This is a genomic window from Yoonia sp. (genome assembly GCF_042093035.1).
Classification (GTDB): Bacteria; Pseudomonadota; Alphaproteobacteria; order Rhodobacterales; family Rhodobacteraceae; genus Yoonia.
This window is the reverse complement of record NZ_JBELFI010000034.1, coordinates 1-21,311: the sequence shown is the minus strand read 5'-3', so window position 1 is coordinate 21,311 and position 21,311 is coordinate 1. Positions and strand designations below refer to the sequence as shown.

Sequence of the window (21,311 nt, the reverse complement as noted above, 5' to 3'; positions counted from 1 at the left end):
CCCGCCTACACACTTTCCAGGCGTGCGCCTTCGACCACTCGGCCACCTGTCCGTGGGACGCGGTTTAGCCCTAACAGGGCGGGATACGCAAGACCCCAAAACGATGTTTCTGCCGTACTCAATCCTGCACGGGACGCGCCGCTGGTGGCGGCTTTCCGGCGAGACCTACCTGGACCGAAAGGGCTAGGTCTTCGGCTAAGTATTGATAGCTGTCTGCATTCTTGACGGCCAGACGCGGCACCTCCTGGGCCATCTCGCCACAGGCGCTTCGCCCGTAGCAATGGTCGTCAGTATCGGCGGCGAGACCGAAATGCGACAATTCATGAATAAAGGTGCCGCCACGGGTGCCATACTCATCCTGCGACTGCCCCTGTGACAATGCGATCGCAGTGGGCAATTCAAAGAAACGCGGACAGATATGCACCATGTAAGGCATCGTAGGATACACAAAGGCGTACCCCCCCGACGCACATGTCTCTTCGCTCAAAGGCTCGCAGCGGGCGCGTACCGCACCGGTCTTGATCGTTGTCAGAACGCTCTTGAACGCGGCGCGCACATCTTGGGCATTGCCCCGCGTGTAGGGGCCAAACCACTGCACATAGGTCTGGGTCGGGCGAATGGATACCGCCGCGCGCAGGGTCAGCGCCTTGGCATCCTGCAAAGCGGTTTCGATTGCGGCCGTTTCTGCGGCACTGCAGCTTGTGACACGTTGCGCAACGGCGGGACCCGCGACAAAGGTTGCAAAAAGAATTGTTAGCAGAAATCGCAACATAATTTATTCCAAATGCAGATAGACCCGCCGGTTCTGACGGCCTTTCTTTTCGATCTTACCCAGACGTACCTTACCAATCTCTGAGGTTTTGGCCACATGGGTGCCGCCACAAGGCTGCAAATCCGCCGTCTCGGCGCCGACGCCAATGCGCACCAGTCGGATTTTTCCGGCCCCGCGCGGTGGTTGCACCGACATCGTCTTGACGAGCGAGGGCTGCGCATCAAGCGCGTCTTCGCTGATCCATTCCTCAGTGATGGCCATATCACATGCTATCAAACGGTTCAGATCCGCCTCCAAGGCCGCCTTGTCGCCAGGGGCATCGGGCATATCAAAGTCCAGGCGCCCTTTGACGGCTGTGATCGCACCACCCGAAACGGGCTGCGGAATAACGACGGACAACAGATGCAGTGCCGTGTGTACGCGCATATGGCGAAAGCGACGGTCCCAATTGAGCACCTGTGTCACCGCCTGCCCAACCGGCGGCAGACCGGCAGGTTCAGCGGGGATCAGGATAATTTTGTCCCCGTCGCCTTTTTGGGTGGTCGCGATATCAATCTCATGGTTGCCCCAGCGGAGTTTACCACTGTCACCGGGCTGTCCGCCGGATGTGGGGTAAAACAGGCTGGCGTCCAGAATGATCCCGCCTTCATCCGTCAGGGCCGTGACCCGTCCCTGCGCTTTGCGGGCATAGGCATCGGTGCGAAAAAGCATTTCAGTCATCTAGGCATCGCCTTTCAGCGCTTCTGGATTGCGGAGCCAGACATCGCGCTGGGCAAACGGTATCTCAATACCGGCTTCGGCGAATTGCTTTGCAATCTCATAGTTCATTTCAGACTTTGCAATCATGACATAATTCACATCCCGCAAAATTGCCCGGATCTCGAAATCAAGTGAATCCGCACCAAATCCGACGAACAATATCGACGGAGGAGGCGTCACCACAACCATCGGATGCGCCTCTGCTATGCCGCGCAAGATGCCAGTGACTTTCTCCACATCCGTCCCATATGCCACGCCAACAGGCACAATAACCCGCCCAATCAAGTTGCCGCGGGTCCAATTCGTAACCTGCCCACTGACAAGATCGGCGTTGGGAATTATGACATCGGTGCGGTCGAAGGTCTCGATCCGTGTCGACCTGACCGAGATTGACCTGACATATCCCATCTGCCCTGAGACCTCGATCCAGTCCCCTTCGCTGACCGGGCGCTCGATCAGCAGGATAATCCCGGACACGAAGTTGGAGACGATATTTTGCAAGCCAAAGCCGATCCCCACAGACAGCGCGCCGGCCACAATCGCAATGTTCGAAAGATCAAGTCCCGCAGAAGTTATCGCAATAATTGCAGCGAGCAGGATACCGACATAGCCAAAGCCCGCAACGATGGCGTTCTGGCCGCCGATATCAAGGCGGGTGCGCGGCAGGACGGATTTGCGAAGCGCGCCCTGAAAAAAGCGGGTCAACAGATAGCCCACCACAAAGACAACCGCGAACCGCAGGAAATCGGTCGGTGAAAGCGTTGTCTCACCGATGGTAAACCCTTCACGAAAGCGGCTCCAGATCTCAATCAGGTCGTCGGGACTGGCACCCCAGATCAACGCAAAGAGCGGCAAACTGAGCATGAACAAGATGACGGTTATCATGACAGGCAAAAGCGCATAAAGGCCGCGATTGTCTTCCTGATCGGCGACAGAGGGGCTCAGCAAAGTGGCGAGCCGCTGCATCAACATGACCAGCCCGATCAGGCCAACCGACATGATCGCAGGAACCAGGAGCCTGCCAGCCGCCTCCACAAATCCCAATGCGGCCAGCGCGGGGCTGAGGATCGCGATAAAACGGCAGGCGCGCGCAACAAGCGCGCGCTTGCGTCCTCTGGGGGCTTCGGGATCCTCTGCGTCAGGCGGTTGCGTGCCGATAATCTTCGCGAACCGCCAAAAGAGATAGCCCAGCACCGCGATCGGAATAAACGACAGGGCTGAATTAGTGCCATCGCTGGTGTCAATTGTGCGCAAACCTGCATCTATCAAACGGCTGATCGCCAGCACCCAAACCACCGCCGCTGCAATGCGCCGACCAGAGGCACGCACATCGGCAGTATGTCCAAGAAAGCTGAGCCGTTCATCTTCAGGGAATATCTGCCGTGCCAACCACCAGCCGAAGATAATCACAACGCCGGCCAGTGGCAGCGCGTCAAGCAGGTCGCTGCCGCGCAGGCCAAACACGCCCAGACCTTCCAAAGCCCTGGTGACCGCAAAAAGACCCAATGTCGGCACGATGATCTGGACAAGCGACAACGCGAAGGATTGCAGCACACCCAAACGCCCAGCACGCAATGGCAGACTGTTGCGCCACCCCGTGGTGATCCGCCGTCCCATGGACATCAGCGCAAGCCCGACCCCCAGCAAGACAAAGAAGCGCGGTAAGTCACGGTGCCAGCCGTCGCCGGTCAGCATCAGCGATATCCCGGCGGTCAATTCAACGCCGATCACCTCAAAGAGGCTCACAACCGTTGTGACTGCGGCAAACATGTAACCGGGGTTGAGCGGCGATGGGCTGCGAATACCCAATTGCGCGGCCTCCCGACTTTGCACGATCGCATCAAATTCGGCGATCAACCCGTTGGCGCGGGCATGGGCCTCATCCGCGAGCAATCCAGGCGCGCGCAATTCCAGACGTTGCGCAATCAACTCTGCGCGTCGCGCCGCCACAGAGGCAGGCTCAACACCATCCTCAGGAACGGACCCGAGAGCTGCAAGCTGTGCATCGACAGTCTCAATCCGGCCCGCATTTAAACTGGTCCGCGCAAGGAATTCATCACGCCACCGCACCAAGTCGGCGCGCAATCGGCCAATTGCAAACAAGGATGCATCATCGCGCGCAGCCAGATCCTCAGCGCGTAACGCCAACCGCGCAAAGGTTTCTTCATCGGTGCGTTCTTGCGCAGCCAGCGCATCAATTGCAGGTCCGATACCTTGGACAGTTTCCGCCTGCGTTTGGGCCGCAACCGGCATCGCAAAAGCCCAAAGGCCAAGTGCAACCATCCAAGCAGCGCGCCGGATCATACGTCCTCAAACACCGCTGGGACATTGACCTCGGCCTCAAGCCATGCCGGGAACGGCAGCTGTTTTTCACGCAAGAATGCAGGGTTGTAGATCTTGGACTGGTAGCGTGTGCCGTAGTCACAAAGGATCGTGACAATCGTATGGCCGGGTCCGATTTCACGCGCCAGCCGGATCGCACCCGCGATGTTGATGCCGGTAGAGCCACCCATGCAAAGCCCCTCGTGCTGCAACAGATCAAAGATAATCGGCAGCGCCTCGGCATCTGGGATTTTATAAGCAAAGTCAGGGGTGAAGCCTTCCAAATTCGCGGTAATGCGGCCCTGTCCGATCCCTTCGGTGATCGAATTGCCCGGCGCGGGGGTTTTGCCAGTATAGAGCTTATACAGACCAGAGGCATCAGGATCGGAAATCCCGACTTTCACACCCTTTGGCTGCAAAACCTGCGCGACCCCGGCCAATGTACCGCCGGACCCGCAGGCACAGGTGAACCCATCCACCTTGCCATCAGTTTGTGCCCAAATCTCAGGGCCCGTGGTTTCGATATGGGCTTGTCGGTTGGCGGTATTGTCAAACTGATTGGCCCAGACCGCGCCATGCGGTTCGGTCTCGTTCAAGGCGGCGGCCAGACGGGCGGAGTATTTCACGTAATTGTTGGGGTTCGCATAAGGCACCGCAGGCACTTCAACCAATTGCGCTCCAGCTACGCGGATCATGTCCTTTTTTTCTTGGCTCTGGGTTTCGGGGATCACGATCACGGTCTTGAACCCCATTGACGCCCCCACAAGTGCCAGGCCGATCCCGGTATTCCCTGCCGTCCCTTCAACAATCGTGCCGCCGGGCCTGAGATCACCGCGCGCGATCGCATCCTTAATCATGAACAGCGCTGCGCGGTCCTTGACGGACTGACCGGGGTTGAGAAACTCCGCCTTGCCCAAAATCGTACAGCCCGTCGCCTCCGACGCGGCCCGCAGTTTGATGAGAGGTGTGTTGCCTACGGCCGCAGCCAGATCCGGTTTGATAGTCATCGCAGCACGCGCCTTTTGTTGTTTGTCCTAGGTGTAACAGGCCCAGAGGGGACATCAAGGTGCGTGATCGTGCGCGCCCGGCGCCACTGCGCGCAGATCCGCACGATGACGCATCAGCCAGTGAAGCAGATAGACAGCCGGACCAGTGGAAATTTCACCGCTATCGGCCAGCGCAATTGCGTCCCCAAATGACATCGGATGCAGCCGCAAATCCTCGCCCTCAGTGGCCAGACCGCCGGTATAGGTCGTCTCGTGGGGGATGTCGCAGAGACCTAGATAGGTATAGAAGTAATCGCTCGATGAACCCGGTGAAACATAAAAAGCCCCGGCCGGCCTGAGCGCGCGCAATGCAAGACCGGCTTCCTCCATTGTTTCGCGTATCGCAGCCTCTTGCGGCGTCTCGCGCGGGTCCACAATACCGGCCACAGGCTCCAGCATCCACGGGTTGGGATCATGGCGCAACGCAGGTCCGATGCGGGCCTGTTCGACGAAAAGGACACGGTCCCGGACCGGATCATAAGGAAGAACGATCGCGGCATCGATGCCGATGAAACCTTCACGGATCAAAGGGCCTGAGCGACCGCCATCAAAGTGCCTGTAGTCGAACTTGACAGATTGAAACCGAAAGAACCGGCCCGCGGGCGGGCCATCAGGCATCAGATCAAAATCATCCGCTCGTGGCTGGTATCGTCGGGTGGCGGGGGCCACTGCCGCGCGATGTTTTGCCCAGGCCCGTGCTTCGATCATGGGCCACATGGCGCGCAACTGCACTGCATCAGGCAAAGGATCGTGGGTGAAAAGCTCTTGCGCAGCAAGGACGGCAGGCATCAGATGCCCTTCTTCCCAAACTGCCAACGACCAAGCGCCCTGCCCCGCAGCCAAGCCGTCATTCGGCAAATACGCCTGAACCTCGCGCGGCCCAGCACCTGTTTGCACAGTCACCGGACCGAACCCGTAACCAAAAGCCCCCTCATAGGCATCCAGTCGCGCCATCTGCGCGGCGCTCAACCCTTGCCAGACAAGTCCTTCCGCCGCTTGGCCTTTAGCAGGAGCAATGAATGGCACAACATTGTTTTCAAGCAGAAAGGCGCCGTGGTCAGGCAGCTTCGCGGCAATCGGCTCCAACGGTCCGGGACCAGCAACAGCAGCCATCAATGCAGATGACCGCAAAGTACCGTAAACGAAAAGATCCATCTATCAGGGCAAACGCCGAGCGACAATTTCAACCAAGAAGGCGCCAATGATCCCGCCAACAAAGAGGTTTATCAGCAAGGTAATGTCAAACATGTCTTCTGCGAAGAGGCTCATCTCAACAAAGACGTTCATGATCGCATTCATCACACCGCCATATTCCATATCCAGCGCATTCGAGATCATACGCTCCATGCCGACAAGAAAGGCCACCCAAAAGGCAATGCAAAGGCTGGTCGTGATACCCAGGCCGAATGAGGCCGAATATCCCTTGCCCGCGCGGCCTCCACAAAATTTCCAGCCAACAGCAACGCCCACACCAACGAGCAAAGGATACCAGTAATCCGGCGCACGCTCGTTAGGGAACAGGTTTGTCGATAATAGAGCTAAGTAAAGGCCCAAGACCGCAAAAACAATCGCGCCAGCAAGCCGTGCAGCAGTAGGCATCTCAACGTATCCTCAAGTTTGGACACGCGCTTTTGTTAAGGTGCGCGTGTCACCGTGATCTGTGTTACGTCGCAGTTTCGGCTATCAAAGGTCGCCGCACAAGAGGTCAGATAAAAATCCCACATCCGCTTGAAGCGTGCGTCAAATCCCAGAGCGGCAACCTGATCCCATTTATCGTTGAAGGTCTGATGCCAGCGGCGCAAGGTCAGCGCGTAGCTTTTGCCGAATTCAACCGAACCGGCCACATTTAATCCCGCTTTTTCAACCTCTTGACGTAAAACGCTGGGGCTGGGCAGCATACCACCGGGGAAGATATACTTCTGGATGAAGTCTACACCCTTGCGGTACGTCTCCCAGCGTTCATCTTTCACGGTGATGATCTGAAGTGTTGCGTTCTTGCCCGGCTTGAGCCGCTCACGCACTGTCTCAAAGTAGGTTGGCCAATATTGTTCACCGACTGCTTCGAACATCTCGATGCTGGCGATCCCATCGTAGAGGCCCTTCTCGTCACGGTAATCCTGCATTTTGATCTCGACCAAATCGGTCAACCCAGCCTTGGCAATGCGCGCCACCGCGTAGTCATGCTGCTCTTGGCTAATCGTCAGGCCAGTGACCTTGATCCCGCGTTCCTTGGCAGCATATTCCGCAAAACCACCCCAGCCACAGCCGATCTCCAGCACATGATCGCCTTGCTTGGCGCCCATCTGGTCGACCATGCTGGCGTATTTGGCCGTTTGCGCCGCTTCAGTGCTTTCCTGACCCGTCTCAAAGATCGCCGATGAATAGGTCATCGTATCATCAAGCCAGAGGCCGTAAAATTCATTGCCCAAATCATAGTGATAGCTGATGTTCTTGCGCGCTTGCGTCTTTGAGTTGCGCTGCATCCAGAACCGAACCCGTTCATAAAACTGGATCAGCTTTTGCGCAGGAAACCCGTCATAGATGTGGTCGGCTTCATCATGCATGAAATCCATGACAGCCATCAGATCAGGTGTGGTCCACCAGCCGTCCAGATAGGCCTCCGAGAAGCCCATGTCGCCTTCGCGCACCGTCCGCGCAAAAACATCTTCATTATGGACATGCACCTCGGCGACATAGCCCGGCTTGGCACCTTGGGCGCGGAAATGCCGGCCATCGGGCAGGATGATGTCCACCCGGCCCTTTTCAAGATCCTTGACCTGGTCAAAGACCCGCGAAAAGTAGCGTGGCAGTCCGGTTTGCCCATCGGTGGAGGTCAAAATCATCTCTGGTCCTGTCGTGGTCGTCGTCTGATCTGGCAGAATATCGCCATGGTATTCATTTTCAAGTTAACCTTTGTTACGTTGAAGTCACGGGAAACGTTCAAAAATAAATTCGGGTTGACCTTTGGTCAGTTAAAACCCGCGGCACTCATATGCTGCCAATGCGCGTTTACGGCCGACGTCAGCCGGCACGACCGGATCTGGATAAGGGTCCGTGGCTGCCATGTGCCAGGTTTCCGGGATCATCGCAAAATAGTCCAGGGCGGTCTGTTGCTGCGACTTTGTCGTCTCTGCAATCCAGCGCTTCACATAGGTGCGATCCTTGTCGAATTTGTCCAACTGAGTAACCGGGTTGAACACACGGAAATAGGGCGTCGCATCAGGCCCCGAGCCAGCCGACCACTGCCAGCCCATCGCATTGCTGCACGGATCCCAATCGATCAGGCAGTCGGCGAACCAGTCCAGTCCGACTTTCCAATGGGTGAGCAGATGCTTGGTCAAATAGGAGGCCACAATCATCCGCCCCCGATTGTGCATCGTCCCGGTCACATACATCTCACGCATGGCGGCATCGACAAACTGGATCCCTGTACGGCCTTGCTTCCACGCCTTGACCTCTGCCAGCCGTTCATCGGTATTCCATGGGAACGCATCCCAGTCCGGCTTCCAATTCCCATTGATTATGCGTGGCGTGTGATGGGCCAGATGATAGGCAAATTCGCGCCAGACCAACTCCTTGAGGAAGACTTCGGCATTCCCTGCCCCCTCAAGCAAAGCTCGTTGGCCTGCGTGCCAGCACACGCCCGGGCTGATTTCACCGTAGGTGAGGTTCTCAGACAAGCCCGAGGTGCCATCCAGCGCAGGCAGATCACGGTTCCTGACGTAATTTTGCACGCGCGTGTCGATGAAGTCGTCCAAGCGATCTCGTGCTGCGGCTTCGCCAACAGTGCAATGCTGCGTCAGTATTTCAACGCCACGGCGCATCGCCGCGCCCATGCGCCAGCTTGCAAGATTGTCGCTCTTGGGCCAGCGCGCGGGGGCGGGCAGTCTGGTAGGTGTCGGCAGCACATCAGGCACATCGCGCCCGCGCACTGTATTCCACATCGGGGTGTAGACCTTGTAGTAGCCGCCGGTCTTTGTCGCCACTGTCCATGGTTCAAACAACAGATGCCCTTGGAAGCTTTGCGCCGTGATCCCGTCCGCTATCAAGGCGGCTTTGACATCGATGTCGCGGTCCTTGCTGGCGGGATCGTAAAGACGCGACCAATAGACGGCCCCCGCCCCGGTCTCGGCAATCAAACCGCGCAAGACCTCCAATGCAGGCCCTTTGCGCAGGATCAGGCGACTTCCTATCTGCGCCAGAGTTTCCGTGAACGTCGCAACACCAAGCCCCAAGCGCATCTTGGGCGCGGCTCCCAGCCCTGCCACCAGATCATCATGGATAAACACCGGAATAACCGGACGTCCGGTTTTAACGGCCGCCGTGAGCGCCGCGTGATCGCCAAGACGCAGGTCGCGACGAAACCATAGCAGAATAGGTGAATTGCTCATCGGACCTCCGCGTGAGGCGCGCGCGCCTGCTTATACCACCTGATCTAGCGCGCCAATCAGCGCGTCAACCTCTGCCTTGGTGGTGTAATGTACGAAGCTGACGCGAAGAACGCCTTTGGACATGTCCACGCCCATCGCCGCAAGCGGACGCTGCGCGTAAAAATCACCTCCGCCCGCCATAATGCCATGCGGGGCCAGCTTTGCCGCGGCGTCTGCGCCATCCGTTTCAAGCGCCATTGCAACCGTTGGCGCGCGCCGCGCCGCATCCGCCGGACCAATCAAACGCACCGCATTCTTCGCTGCGACATAGTCAAGCAATGGCTGCAACACTGCCACTTCCTGGGCCCGCATCAGATCATGCGCCTTGCGCGCCGCCGCGGCCCCAGCTCCACCCCCGTGATGCGCCGACATCGCGTCAAAATAATCCGCCATGCCAGCGCAGGCCGCGATTTGCGCATGATCCTCCCCTGCGGGTGTGAAGCGCTTGTAAAGCTTATCTGCATTGAAATAGTGCCCCTGATTGGGCAGTTCAAAACCCCAATCCTCGCGGATCACCATGATGCCTTGATGCGGTCCATAGGTCTTATAGGCACTAAAGAGGTACACATCGCACCCTAAAGCACCCACGTCAGGAAACCCATGCGGGGCATAGCTGACACCATCCACAACCACACGCGCACCCCCAGCTTTCGCCATTGCAGAAATCGCAGTTACATTGTTGAGCGCGCCAACAACATTGGAACAATGCGGAAAACAAACCAACGCCACATCTTGCTCCAGTAGTCTGGCAAGATCATCGAGATGCAATTCACCGGTCTGAGGATCAATCCGCCATTCCAGAATGGAAACGCCATCTTCAGCCAGCCGACGCCAGGGGCCGGAATTGGCTTCATGGTCCTGATTGGTGACGACAATGCTTTGCCCCGGTTTGATCCATTTGCGCACAGCTTGCGCCAGCACATAGACATTCTGCGTGGTGGACGGGCCAAACGACAGCTCATGCGTTTTCACACCAAGCATCTGCGCAAGACGCCTCTGTGCCTCATCCATCTCCTCGCCGCCAACGCGCGACGCGTCGTAGGGTGCATAGGGCTGCACCTTGCGCGCCGTGTAAAAGCGATACAGCCGGTCGATCACCTGACGGCAGGCATAAGAGCCGCCAGCGTTTTCAAAGAACGCCTGACCTTGCAGGCTGACCTCATCAAAGGCCGGGAACTGGGCGCGCACCCAAGCGATATCTAGGTTCATCCGCGCAGGATCATGAAAAAGGCCCCGATGCGCAAGCAGCGGAGCCTTGGTATCTTCTTTTCGCGCGCAATTACTCGGCCGGAGTGACCTCATGCGGAATGGTGGTGGCCACGCCAGCCGCTTCACGGCGGCTGTCACGCCAGATACCTTTGAGCAAGGCAATGCCCATCAGCACCATCACAAGGCTAAATGGCAAGGCGCCGATCACCATCGCAGTCTGGATCGCACCCAAACCACCAGCGATAATCAGACCACCCACCACAAGCGCGAGGGCGGCACCCCAAAACATGATATGCGGCCGTGCCTTGGGGCCTTCGTCGCCTGCGGCATTGATCGTGTTGATAATCAAAACCGCACTGTCGGCAGACGTTACCAGATAGGTCAGCAGCAAGATCACGACAATGATTGACATAATCCAGGCCAATGTCGGCTGCAGGATCACGGCAAGCATCGCAAAGAGCTGGTCAGACTGACCAGCCCCGGTGATCGCACCATTCGCATTTCCGTTCAGCTCAAGATCAATGGCGGTGCCACCAACCAATGCAAACCAGACAAAACACATCGCCGCAGGAATGATGAGGGCACCAAGTACATATTCACGCACTGTCCGCCCCCGCGAAATACGCGCAAGAAACACCCCGACGAACGGCGCAAACGCTATCCACCAAGCCCAGTAGAAGATCGTCCAACCACCTTGCCAGCCAGCCAGCGCATCGCCTTCTTCTGTCCCATCGGCGGCCCAGACAGTGAGGATATTGCCAGGAATGGAGGCCAGATAATCCCAGATGCCGACAAATAGCGCCGACAGACCGAAAATGGTCGACCCGAAGATAAAGAAGAATGCCAAAAGGAAGAAGCTCAGGCCCATGTTGATATTTGAAAGCCACTTAATCCCCTTGCCCACACCTGAAAGCGCCGACAGCGTGGATGCGCCCATAATCACCAGCAATGCCACAATGATCCCCATGGTTGAGGAGGACTGGTCACCTGCTGCATCCGTCGTATAGAGCCATTCACCAAATCCGATACGGTAAAGACCGGAAATGAACTGCTCAACGCCGAAGCCAAGCGTCTGTGAAACACCCAGAACAGTCGCAACAACCGCAACCACATCGATCGCGTGTCCCAAAGGACCAGACAGTGATTTACCGAATAGCGGCGTCAGACCGGAACGGATCGTCAGCGGCAAACCGCGCCGATACGAAAAATAGCCCAAGGCCAGACCGACAATCGCATAGGAGGCCCATGCCGCCAAACCCCAGTGGGTAAAGGACCATACATAGGCAGAGCGCACGTTGTCGGCGGTAGAGCCGGTCGTCTCACCCATGATGGTGCTGGGGTTGGAGGCAAAGTGATACAGTGGCTCTGCCGTGGCGAATGTCAGCATCCCGATACCGATACCGGCACCAAACATCATCGAAAACCACGAGAAGTTGGAAAACTCCGGTTTGTCGTCCGGCATCCCCAGTTTCAAACGCCCTGCCGCCGGCCAGATGGCCAGCCCAAGGCACAGGGCAACAAAGAACGCCATTACATAGACATACCAAAAGTTGAAAGATGCCAGAATGAAGCCGTTGATCCCGCCCAATACGGACGCAGCCTGCGCAGGAAAGGCAACCGCCCAGATAATCAATGCGCCGACCAGGATCTTTGCCGTGATCGTCACATCTTTCGTAAATCCGCGGTAAAAACCGCTTTCTGCCGTCTTGATGGGCAGATCCATTAACGGTGGTTTAGGTGCCATGATATTTTTCCCTGTTCGCCATTTTTTGTGCATTCAGAGTACACGTTTTTGTGAACAATCAAAGCAGTTTTCCGCCACCACTGTTCTGTTTGCGACAACCGTCATTTCGCCGCAGCGCAGCATAGACCCCAATAAAACAATGAAAAACGCCGCTGGAATTATCCATTCCAACGGCGAGACTTGTCTGTTTGCGACATCAATTGTCAGGCGTTTACGTCAACCACTACACGGCCTTTCACCTGACCTTTCAGAATACCACGCCCCAATTCCGGAAGATCGGAAAGCGTCGCAGGCTGGATCATCGCCTCCAGCTTATCCATCGGCAGATCTGACGCTATCCGCTGCCACGCCCGCACGCGATTGTCATATGGCTGCATGACACTGTCGATGCCAAGCAGGTTCACTCCACGCAGCAAAAACGGAATAACCGTCGCAGGCAGGCCCGCACCACCTGCCAAACCGACCGCAGCGACAGACGCGCCATATTTCATCTGCCCCAAAAGACGGGCAAGCATTTCGCCACCCACCGCATCCACACATCCACCCCAGGCTTCTGCCTCAAGCGGCCGCTTTGTGGTCTCATTCAACTCCTCACGGGCGACAATCTGCGTCGCCCCCAGCGACGTCAGATAATCCGCCGTCTCAGGACGACCGGTGACTGCGGCAACCTGATGACCAAGCTTGGCAAGGATTGCCGTCGCGACAGAGCCCACACCACCGGCGGCGCCGGTAACAAGCACGGGGCCATCCTTGATACCATGATCTTCCAGCGCCATGACCGCCAACATCGCGGTGAACCCGGCAGTGCCCACGGCCATCGCCTGACGTGTATCCAAACCATCTGGTAGCGGCACAAGCCAATCGGCCTTCACCCGCGCCTTTTGCGCATACCCGCCCCAATAAGCTTCGCCCACGCGCCAGCCAGTCAGGACAACCTTGTCGCCGGGTTTGTAGCGCGCATCATCAGAGGCCTCGACGGTGCCGGCAAAATCAATGCCCGGCACATGCGGGTAATTGCGCACCAAACCACCACCCGGACCGATGCACAAACCGTCCTTGTAATTCACGGTTGAATACGCAACCGCAACCGTGACATCCCCCGCCGGAAGCTGATCCAGCGAAAGCGCCTGCACCGCTGCACTTGTCTTGCCTTCTTCGTTCTTCTCAACAACGAGCGCGTTGAACATCAGTCTCTCCTCTTTCATCTTGGTCAAAAAACTCCCGCCGGAGGCTCCGGCAGCAGCGACTGGCATTAGAGCCAGAAATTCTCGTGGACTGTCGCCTTGAAGGTGCCCGCCTGGGTGACAACGTCAAGCTCGGTGTCCTCATCCCAATGGGTCATTTTCACCATGCCAATCGCAACATTGGTCTTGTAGTCCGGGGATTTGGCAGATGAGGTCACCTGCCCGATGCGCTTGCCTTTGGCTGACATCAGCGGCCAGAGGGCGTCACAAACAGGCAGGTCCCCTCCAATCGAGATCGCGCGGATTTGCTGGGTTGGACCTTCTTTTGCCACGCGCAAAAGCGCATCGCGGCCGACACATCCGATCGCGGTCTGGGTCGAGCAGAACCGCCCCAGCCCGCATTCATGGGGGGTGTTTTCGCGGGTCATGTCATTGCCGTAAGACAACAGCCCTCCCTCGATCCGCTCAATGAGGTTCGGACAGCCCGCGTATACATCCAGATCCCGACCGGCCTCCATCAGCGCATTCCAAAGCGGCATTCCGTTCTTGGTGCCATCGACATAAATCTCGAAACCGCCCTGCTTGGAATAGCCCGACCGCGCCACGGCCATGCTGACGCCTTGAAAATCAAACCAGCCAAAGCGGAAGAACTTGATCGCGCGGACCGCATCACCAAAGACACGGGCCATCAGATCATCGGCCAAAGGGCCTTGCAAGGCCAATGGGGATATATCCGGCTCATCGACCAACACATCCAGCCGGTATCCATACGCCAGGGCCTTGACCCAAAACAGCAAGTCACTGTCAGCAATGGAAATCCACCAGCGATCCTCTGAGAGTTTCAGCGCCACAGGATCATTCAACATGCCGCCGGTTTCATCCACGATCGGCACGTAGTAGCACTGACCGGGTAACATCCCGCGCAGATCGCGCGGGGTCAACATCTGCATCAATCGCGCGGAATCCGGGCCGCGCAATTCGACCTGTCGTTCAACCGACACATCCCAGACCTGCACCGCGCTTTTGAGATGGCGATAGTCTTCCTCCACGCTGCGAAACACCGTTGGCAGCAGCATGTGGTTGTAGACGGTATAGCCCTTGACACCGGCCGCCTCGACGCCGTCAGTGAATGGAGTGCGCCGGATCCGGCGTGAAGGTGCGATAACAGCCATCAGGGTTTACTCCGGCATAAAGGGCAAATCGGTATCATCTGGTTTGATCCCGAGTGCTGTCAGCATCGCGTGCACTTGACCGCGATGATGGGTTTGGTGATTGAAAAGCTGGATGACACAAAGTGCTTTACGCTTGGTGATTTCCCGTCCGGCGGCACCGGAAAACCACGTCAGATCACCGACCAGATCGAGCGCATTGAGCCGTTCAGCCCACAGCGTGATCCGCGCATCCATCCGAAAGCGCTCCGCCGCCCAAACCGCCGCAGTGGGCGTGAATTCGATGCTTTGCTTGATCGAAGGATCCGGACCTGCGCCGCCATCAAAGCGGCTGATCCAGATGGCATCCCCCCAAAGCAGATGGTTCAGCGTCGCAAAAATAGATCCGAAGAATGCACCACGATTCTTGGTCAATTCCGCGCGGTCCATCGCAGCCACAGTCTTGCGCAGCCCATCATTCTGCCACGCATTATAACGCGCCATGGTCTGGCAGTATTCCGGTGAGATCACGGCTTGGGGCCTTTCCAATCAATCGGGCAAATCTCGGCCGATTTCCCGCCAAAGTCCCATACGCGTCCATAGTCGCGCACTTTCGACCGGGTGCCCGCCGCCGCAATAATATCAGGGCCCATCCAATATTTGGAGTTGGAGACCATCACCGGATGATCCGGACTTGCGCCCTTCAACATCTCAATCTCACCTTGGATTTTGCGCCCGATATAGATGCCGCGCTTGTTGCCCTCGCGCACGATTTCGACCTTTTCCCGCTCGGCGCCGATGATTTCGGAGACCAGCATCGTGAAAAGCCCCGTGGTCCCGCCTGCGGCACCGCTGAAAATCTTCAGGATACCGTTGTAGGCCTTTTGGCTCGATCGTTCGTCCACATAGGCTGCCACGCGCCAGTTACCCTCTGCCATCCGGCCCGGGATATCCACCAGCAGGCCGACGTTCAGACCTGACAGGTCTTCGCCTTCAAAGTGACCTTCATCAATCGCAATGGCCATCCATGCGTGGCAATGCCCTTCGGTTGGCGGATGTGCGCCAAGGCTGACGACACATGGGCAAAACACGGTGCAGGAGCAATTGAGGAACAATTCGCCCTTAATCGCCCATTCAGTCGGTTTCATCTTGCGGCGCAGCGGGTTGGTTTCCATCCGCTGATCTATGCGTTGCGAGATTGGCAACCGATCGGCCACAGCGCGTTTTTTCTCAGCCATCTGTCGTCCCTTTCGTTAGATAAAGAAAAGCCCAAATCCGGCAGCGATCAAAACGACACCGGTAGGCTTGATAACATGATGCCCGATATCGGGCAGTTTTTCGAAAATCATCAACAAAGTGGCAAGACCCATCCAGGCCAGGCTCATCACGCCGCCAACAAATCCGAGCGCCATGTAGCCCCAGCAACAGCCGACACAATATGCACCCAACCGCAGCCCCATATGCAGGCCGCCGCCAAAGCCGGTTCTCCAATGCCCCAGGAAATATGTCATCGGTGCATGGCAAACCCCGTGGCAGACTTCTTTTGCATGACTGAATTGATAGACGCCCACCACGATCAGCAGCACCGCCGAAAACCATAGCGGCGCAACGCCCAGCATGTTGATGACCCCACCAAACAGCAACGACACCTGAACCCCCGCGATCAATCCCGCAAAAGCGACCCAGACGATGAAATACCCAAGCAAGACACCCATCCAGCCCGCGCGGGTGCCATCGGCACTTTCCATCAGATGCTCATAGGTGGTCAGGGTCGGCACCATTGTCGGCAGCATCATTGCCGCCATCATCACCGCCCACATCCCAAAGAGAGACCAAAAACGCGCCATCGGCACATCCGCGAACATCCGCGGGTCCATGTCGGCCATCGCCTGCCCCATTGCCCCCGGACGGCCCAACAGATCAAGGTCCATGTTCACCGCGCGCGAATACAAAGTCCACCACGCAAAAAGGATGGTTCCAAAGAACAACACCCACAGCGTGGAGCGGATAACATGCGGCATGAACGTCCTCCCAAACGCGATCAGCTGCGACTCAGCCCTTGCGCAATCATATGTCAGACGTTTAATTGTCTGACAAATGAAAATTGATCCCAAAAGCCCTGCCGACCTTTCGGCCCAGATCGCCAAGGCGATCCGGGATGCGATCATCTCAGGCGCGCTACCTGTCGATGAACGCCTGCCGTCAGAGGCGGAACTGTCTGAACAATTCGCAGTCTCACGGCCCACGGTGCGCGAAGCGCTCAAGCGATTGGGTGCGCAATCGCTGATCCGCACACAGCGCGGTGCCACGGGGGGCGCCTTTGTAAACCGGCTCAAATTCGAAGACGCTTATGGCCAGCAAATCACCACCTCAACACTGCTGTTGTCGATGAATGACGTCAGTTTCGCGACCGCCTGCGAAGCGCGTTATGCGTTAGAGCGGGCCTGCGCGCCGCTTTCTGCGGAACGACGCAGCGCCGATCACCTTGCTACCATGCGCGCCGAAGCGCATCGTCAATCGCAACCGGGTCTGACGGATGAGGCCTTTTGCGCCTCTGACGTGGCATTTCATCGTGCTTTGGTCGATGCGGCAGGCAATCCGGTTCTGTCCTACCAACTGGCCGGAGCGGTCGAGGCGATGCAGCCGTTGATGAACATGATTACTTTCTCTGCGCGGTCACGTGAGCGGATCGTGCAATTGCACAGCGCCATCGCCGATGCGATTGAGGACCATGACAGCACCGCCGCCGATGCGCATCTTGCTGATCTGGCCAGCTACACGCAGGAATTGGCGCAAAGCGTCATCGCCAAGCGGCAGGCGGTCAGATCACAAGCCTAGTATGCTGTTGGACGTATCGTGTTTTGGACAGCGGCGTTCTATGCGGTCGGGCTCTACCGGGTGCGCGTCTAGGGACACAGGATCGTATCGTTGAGGATTGTGAAGGTCATCAGCGACAGGATCAGCGCGAGGCCGATAAACATAAAGACCTGCACGGCCCGTTCGCTCGGTTTGCGGCGGGTCACGGCTTCATAGGCGTAAAACACCAAATGGCCGCCATCAAGCACAGGGATCGGGAACAGGTTAATCAAACCAACAGCCGCCGAGAGCGCCCCGATGAACCAGATAAAGCTTTGCGCGCCCTGCTCTGCCATTGATCCGCTGGTTTCCGCGATGCCAACCGGTCCAGAGAGGTTACAGGCCGATATCTGCCCGAAAATAATATGTCGCATGGCAGATAGGGAAGTCGTGACAGTCGTCCAAAGACCCTGCGCGCCCAGCGAAACCGCCTCGAACGCGTCGACTGACACGGTGCGTTCATCAAAAAAGATTGTCCCTGAAATGCCGATCAGCCAACGGGTCTCAAACCCGCCTTCCGGGCTTGGCAGATCAACACGGCGCGGCGCAATTGTCTTTTCCAAGGTCTCGCCATTGCGCCAGACATCAAAGACCAGTGGCGCGCCATCTGCCTCAAGCACAAGGTCTTGGAGCTGCGAGAACGCAAAAATGTCGTCGCCGTTCACCCCGGTAATCACATCATTTATCTTGATATCGGCATCATCCGCAGCAGATCGTGGTGTCACGCTCAACACCGCCGTGGGGAAGTAATACGGGCCCTCCACGTCCATCTCAAGCCCATCACGCGACACAGTATAGCTAAGCTGGGCATCCAGAGGGATCTGATCTGTGATATCGTCAAGGCTTTCTGCGTCATCAAAGCGCACCCCTTCCACGGCGATCATTTCATCGCCGGGCTGCAATTCACTGACAAAGCTTGCAGGCAGCGGGCGCAATTCACCGAAGGTCAACGGATCAGCGGAGCGTCCTTGATACATGATTGATCCGGCAAAAATCGCAATGGCGAGGACAAAGTTGAAAACCGGCCCCGCCGCGACAGTTGCCGTGCGCGCCCAAAGCGGCGCCCCCATCATGGTACGGCGCATGTCTGCCGCCAAAACCGCGCCATCACTTCCGACACTGGCCGCATTCGCATCGCCCAAGAAGCGCACATAGCCCCCCAAAGGCAAGGCCGCGAGCTGCCACACCGTACCGTGTTTGTCGGTGCGTTTGAAAATGACCGGTCCGAACCCAATCGAGAACACCTCTGCATGGATGCCGCACCAGCGACCCACAATGTAATGGCCATACTCATGGATGGCCACAATGATCGACAATGCGACCACGAAGGCCGCGATCATGAAGGCGAAATTGCCAAACATCGGCACAAATTGCGTCAGGTCCAAAGCGTTATCCCAGCTGCTCGAAGGCTTCAGCGGCATAGATGCGCGCCAGCCTGTCCGTTTCTAAAACGTTATCTATGGTCATCGCCGCAGATTGCACCCCCGCGCCGGATGACATTTTGTCCAATGTGCGATCAACAACGCGCGACATATCCAGAAAGCCGATCTCGCCCGCGATAAACCCGTCGAGCGCGCGTTCCTTGGCGGCATTGAAAACCGCACCTGATAGCCCGCCTTCGCGCATCACACGTTTGGCGATACCAAGTGCAGGATAGCGCGCATCGTCAGGTGCCTCAAACGTCAAACTGCCAATCTTGGCGAGATCAAGCCGTTCAACCGGCAAATGCTGGCGCTCTGGCCAATGCAGCGCGTAACCAATCGCATGGCGCATATCGGGCGGGCCAACATGTGCCATCAACGCCCCATCATTGAAGCCCACCAAAGCATGGACCAGACTTTCACGATGCACCAGCACTTCAATCATATCAGGCGATACGTTAAAGAATTCTTTTGTTTCAATAAGCTCCATGCCCTTATTGAACATAGATGCGCTATCAATTGTGATCCGCCGGCCCATATCCCAATTGGGATGGCTTGATGCCTGCGCCAATGTGGCCTTCGCCAGTTTCTCAATCGGCCAGTCGCGGAATGCACCACCAGAGGCGGTAATAATCACCCGCTCTACGGCGGCCATATGTTCTCCGACCAGCGCCTGAAACACTGCGGAATGCTCACTATCAACCGGCAGGACCGTGGCGCCATGCGCCTTGGCGCGCCCCAGCATCAACGGGCCTGCGGTCACCAGCGATTCCTTATTGGCCAAGGCGAGCGTGGTACCATGGGACAATGCCTCCAACCCCGGAACCAGGCCCGCTGCCCCCACAATTGCCGACAGCGCCCAATCCACAGGACGCGCTGCGGCCTGCGTGATTGCATCAGGGCCAGCGGCCACCTCAACATCCGTATCGGCTAGCAAGTCCTTGAGTTCGCTATAGCATTCAGGGTAACAGGTGACTGCCATATCAGCATTCAATCGCCGCGCATCATGGGCCAACTGCGCCACATTGCGTCCACCCGTCAGCGCAACAACATCATAGGAAGCCAAGTCGCGCGCGACCAGGTCCAGGGCGCTTTGCCCTACCGACCCGGTCGCCCCAAACACCGTGATCCGCCTCAAAAGACAACCCCGGGCACATCAAAAATATCGGCAACCAAGATCAGAAACAATGACGCCCCCAAAAGCGCATCAAAGCGGTCGAACAGCCCCCCATGTCCAGGGATCAAGGTCGAGCTGTCCTTGACACCCATCCGGCGTTTCAAGGCACTTTCGGCAATATCACCCATCTGGCCCGCAAAGCTGAGCACCATTGAAATGACAATGACCCACAGACCCGCATTCGTGAACAATGTGAAAACAAAGCCCACAAACCCAGCTCCGACCCATCCAGCAACGGTGCCACTCCATGTCTTTTTGGGGCTGATTGCGGGCCAGAATTTTGGGCCACCCAAGGCTTTGCCCGCAAAATACCCAAAGATATCAGTGACAATGACAACAAACATGAGCCACAACAACCACGTGAAGCCATAGTCGTCACGAAAATGCACCAATCCCCAGCCCGCCAATTGGATCCCCAGCGCGAAGATAAAAAACATCTTGGTTTCGGTCTTGAGCTGCGATGCGCCAATGATCGGCACGATCAGAAACAAGAGCATCCCCCAAAGCGCCCCATCAGCGATCTGACCTGACATGATCGAGGCCACCAATGCAGCCATCAACATACCCTTGGTCGGCTCGTTGGGGCGGATCATCATCCACAATTCCCAAACCATCACCGCGGTGACAAACACAACCAGCATCTGAAACCATACCCCACCCAATATCACGCCAGCCGCACCCACGACCACCATCACCGCGCTCGACGTAAGCCGGACTGTCAGGTCATCCCATTTCGCGGGCGGTTGCGGGGGTGTTTCGCGCATCTCAGGCCCTGATTGCACCAAAGCGCCGGTCACGGGTGCCGTAACCCTTCAGCACATTTGCAAATTCATCTGCCGTGAAGTCCGGCCAAAGCGTATCGACAAATTCATATTCCGCATAAGCCGACTGCCACAGCAGGAAGTTGGATATGCGCGCCTCTCCGCTGGTACGAATGACCAGATCAGGATCTGGCAAAACATGGGTATCAAGGAAACCGGCCAGGGTTTCGGCGTCGACATCCTTGTGGCTCAACCGCCCCTCCTGCACCTCAAAGGCGAGCCGTTTGGCCGCGCGTGTCACCTCATCACGGCCCCCGTAATTCAGCGCGACTGTCAAATGCACCCGGTCATTGTCGGCGGTGCGCAACTCAAGTTCATCCATGAGTGTGACGAGTTTTTCATCCAGCCGAAAACGATCGCCAATAAAGCGCAAACCGACCCCGTTTTAAAAAATCGCGGTCGCCTCACGCAACAGATATTTA

At 57.2% G+C, this 21,311-nt stretch carries 19 protein-coding genes and 1 pseudogene; 1 reads left to right on the top strand and 19 read right to left on the bottom strand.

The window, feature by feature from the left end; translation table 11 throughout:
* Nucleotides 1-118: 118 nt before the first annotated feature.
* From ACFDSS_RS06725 to ACFDSS_RS06655, 15 genes are all read right to left on the bottom strand, one after another.
* On the bottom strand, nt 119-772 hold the full coding sequence (locus ACFDSS_RS06725; RefSeq protein WP_375254997.1) for a M35 family metallo-endopeptidase: 654 nt from the start codon (nt 770-772) through the stop codon (nt 119-121).
* Nucleotides 773-775: 3 nt separating this feature from the next.
* Entirely contained in the window at nt 776-1,492 is a 717-nt protein-coding gene (locus ACFDSS_RS06720) for an alanyl-tRNA editing protein (protein ID WP_375254996.1), read from the bottom strand.
* Entirely contained in the window at nt 1,493-3,835 is a 2,343-nt protein-coding gene (locus ACFDSS_RS06715; RefSeq protein ID WP_375254995.1) for a DUF3772 domain-containing protein, read from the bottom strand.
* Nucleotides 3,832-4,860 carry a cysteine synthase A gene (locus ACFDSS_RS06710; protein WP_375254994.1) on the bottom strand — a complete coding sequence of 343 codons (1,029 nt, stop codon included), beginning with the start codon at nt 4,858-4,860 and terminating at the stop codon, nt 3,832-3,834. The genes ACFDSS_RS06715 and ACFDSS_RS06710 overlap by 4 nt, the downstream gene beginning before the upstream one ends.
* Before the next feature lie 54 nt (nt 4,861-4,914).
* On the bottom strand, nt 4,915-6,054 hold the full coding sequence (locus ACFDSS_RS06705; RefSeq protein WP_375254993.1) for an NUDIX domain-containing protein: 1,140 nt from the start codon (nt 6,052-6,054) through the stop codon (nt 4,915-4,917).
* 3 nt (nt 6,055-6,057) lie between these two features.
* The gene (locus ACFDSS_RS06700) at nt 6,058-6,498 is read right to left on the bottom strand and encodes a TrgA family protein (RefSeq protein WP_375254992.1); all 441 of its coding nucleotides are present in this window, start codon (nt 6,496-6,498) and stop codon (nt 6,058-6,060) included.
* Nucleotides 6,499-6,533: 35 nt separating this feature from the next.
* Nucleotides 6,534-7,742, bottom strand: coding sequence for a class I SAM-dependent methyltransferase (locus ACFDSS_RS06695; protein ID WP_375254991.1), 1,209 nt, complete (start codon nt 7,740-7,742; stop codon nt 6,534-6,536).
* A gap of 129 nt (nt 7,743-7,871) precedes the next feature.
* Nucleotides 7,872-9,290: a cryptochrome/photolyase family protein gene (locus tag ACFDSS_RS06690; RefSeq protein WP_375254990.1), complete on the bottom strand. Its 1,419-nt coding sequence runs from the start codon at nt 9,288-9,290 to the stop codon at nt 7,872-7,874.
* Nucleotides 9,291-9,320: 30 nt separating this feature from the next.
* Entirely contained in the window at nt 9,321-10,538 is a 1,218-nt protein-coding gene (locus ACFDSS_RS06685; protein WP_375254989.1) for an aminotransferase class V-fold PLP-dependent enzyme, read from the bottom strand.
* 70 nt (nt 10,539-10,608) lie between these two features.
* Nucleotides 10,609-12,282 carry a BCCT family transporter gene (locus tag ACFDSS_RS06680; protein ID WP_375254988.1) on the bottom strand — a complete coding sequence of 558 codons (1,674 nt, stop codon included), beginning with the start codon at nt 12,280-12,282 and terminating at the stop codon, nt 10,609-10,611.
* A 203-nt stretch (nt 12,283-12,485) separates the two neighbouring features.
* Nucleotides 12,486-13,469: an acryloyl-CoA reductase gene (gene acuI, locus ACFDSS_RS06675; RefSeq protein WP_375254987.1), complete on the bottom strand. Its 984-nt coding sequence runs from the start codon at nt 13,467-13,469 to the stop codon at nt 12,486-12,488.
* 65 nt (nt 13,470-13,534) lie between these two features.
* A complete protein-coding gene (locus ACFDSS_RS06670) occupies nt 13,535-14,638 on the bottom strand; it encodes a dimethylsulfoniopropionate demethylase (protein ID WP_375254986.1) in 1,104 nt (367 codons plus the stop codon).
* A gap of 6 nt (nt 14,639-14,644) precedes the next feature.
* Complete coding sequence (locus ACFDSS_RS06665; RefSeq protein ID WP_375254985.1) at nt 14,645-15,145, bottom strand: DinB family protein; 501 nt, start codon at nt 15,143-15,145, stop codon at nt 14,645-14,647.
* The gene (locus ACFDSS_RS06660; protein WP_375254984.1) at nt 15,142-15,852 is read right to left on the bottom strand and encodes a DUF1326 domain-containing protein; all 711 of its coding nucleotides are present in this window, start codon (nt 15,850-15,852) and stop codon (nt 15,142-15,144) included. Before ACFDSS_RS06660 ends, ACFDSS_RS06665 begins: the two co-directional genes overlap by 4 nt.
* Nucleotides 15,853-15,867: 15 nt before the next feature.
* Nucleotides 15,868-16,635 carry a DUF2182 domain-containing protein gene (locus ACFDSS_RS06655; RefSeq protein ID WP_375254983.1) on the bottom strand — a complete coding sequence of 256 codons (768 nt, stop codon included), beginning with the start codon at nt 16,633-16,635 and terminating at the stop codon, nt 15,868-15,870.
* 76 nt (nt 16,636-16,711) lie between these two features.
* Here ACFDSS_RS06655 and ACFDSS_RS06650 point away from each other — a divergent pair, with 76 nt between their 5' ends.
* The gene (locus tag ACFDSS_RS06650) at nt 16,712-17,452 is read left to right on the top strand and encodes a FadR/GntR family transcriptional regulator (protein ID WP_375254982.1); all 741 of its coding nucleotides are present in this window, start codon (nt 16,712-16,714) and stop codon (nt 17,450-17,452) included.
* A 68-nt stretch (nt 17,453-17,520) separates the two neighbouring features.
* On the opposite strand, the gene rseP is transcribed toward ACFDSS_RS06650, so the two are convergent.
* The 4 genes and pseudogenes from rseP to uppS all read right to left on the bottom strand — a co-directional run.
* Entirely contained in the window at nt 17,521-18,891 is a 1,371-nt protein-coding gene (gene rseP, locus ACFDSS_RS06645; RefSeq protein WP_375254981.1) for an RIP metalloprotease RseP, read from the bottom strand.
* Complete coding sequence (gene dxr / locus ACFDSS_RS06640; protein WP_375254980.1) at nt 18,860-20,029, bottom strand: 1-deoxy-D-xylulose-5-phosphate reductoisomerase; 1,170 nt, start codon at nt 20,027-20,029, stop codon at nt 18,860-18,862. Before dxr ends, rseP begins: the two co-directional genes overlap by 32 nt.
* Entirely contained in the window at nt 20,026-20,832 is an 807-nt protein-coding gene (locus tag ACFDSS_RS06635; RefSeq protein ID WP_375254979.1) for a phosphatidate cytidylyltransferase, read from the bottom strand. Before ACFDSS_RS06635 ends, dxr begins: the two co-directional genes overlap by 4 nt.
* Before the next feature lies 1 nt (nt 20,833).
* Nucleotides 20,834-21,311: pseudogene (gene uppS / locus ACFDSS_RS06630) on the bottom strand (polyprenyl diphosphate synthase); the annotation flags it as partial.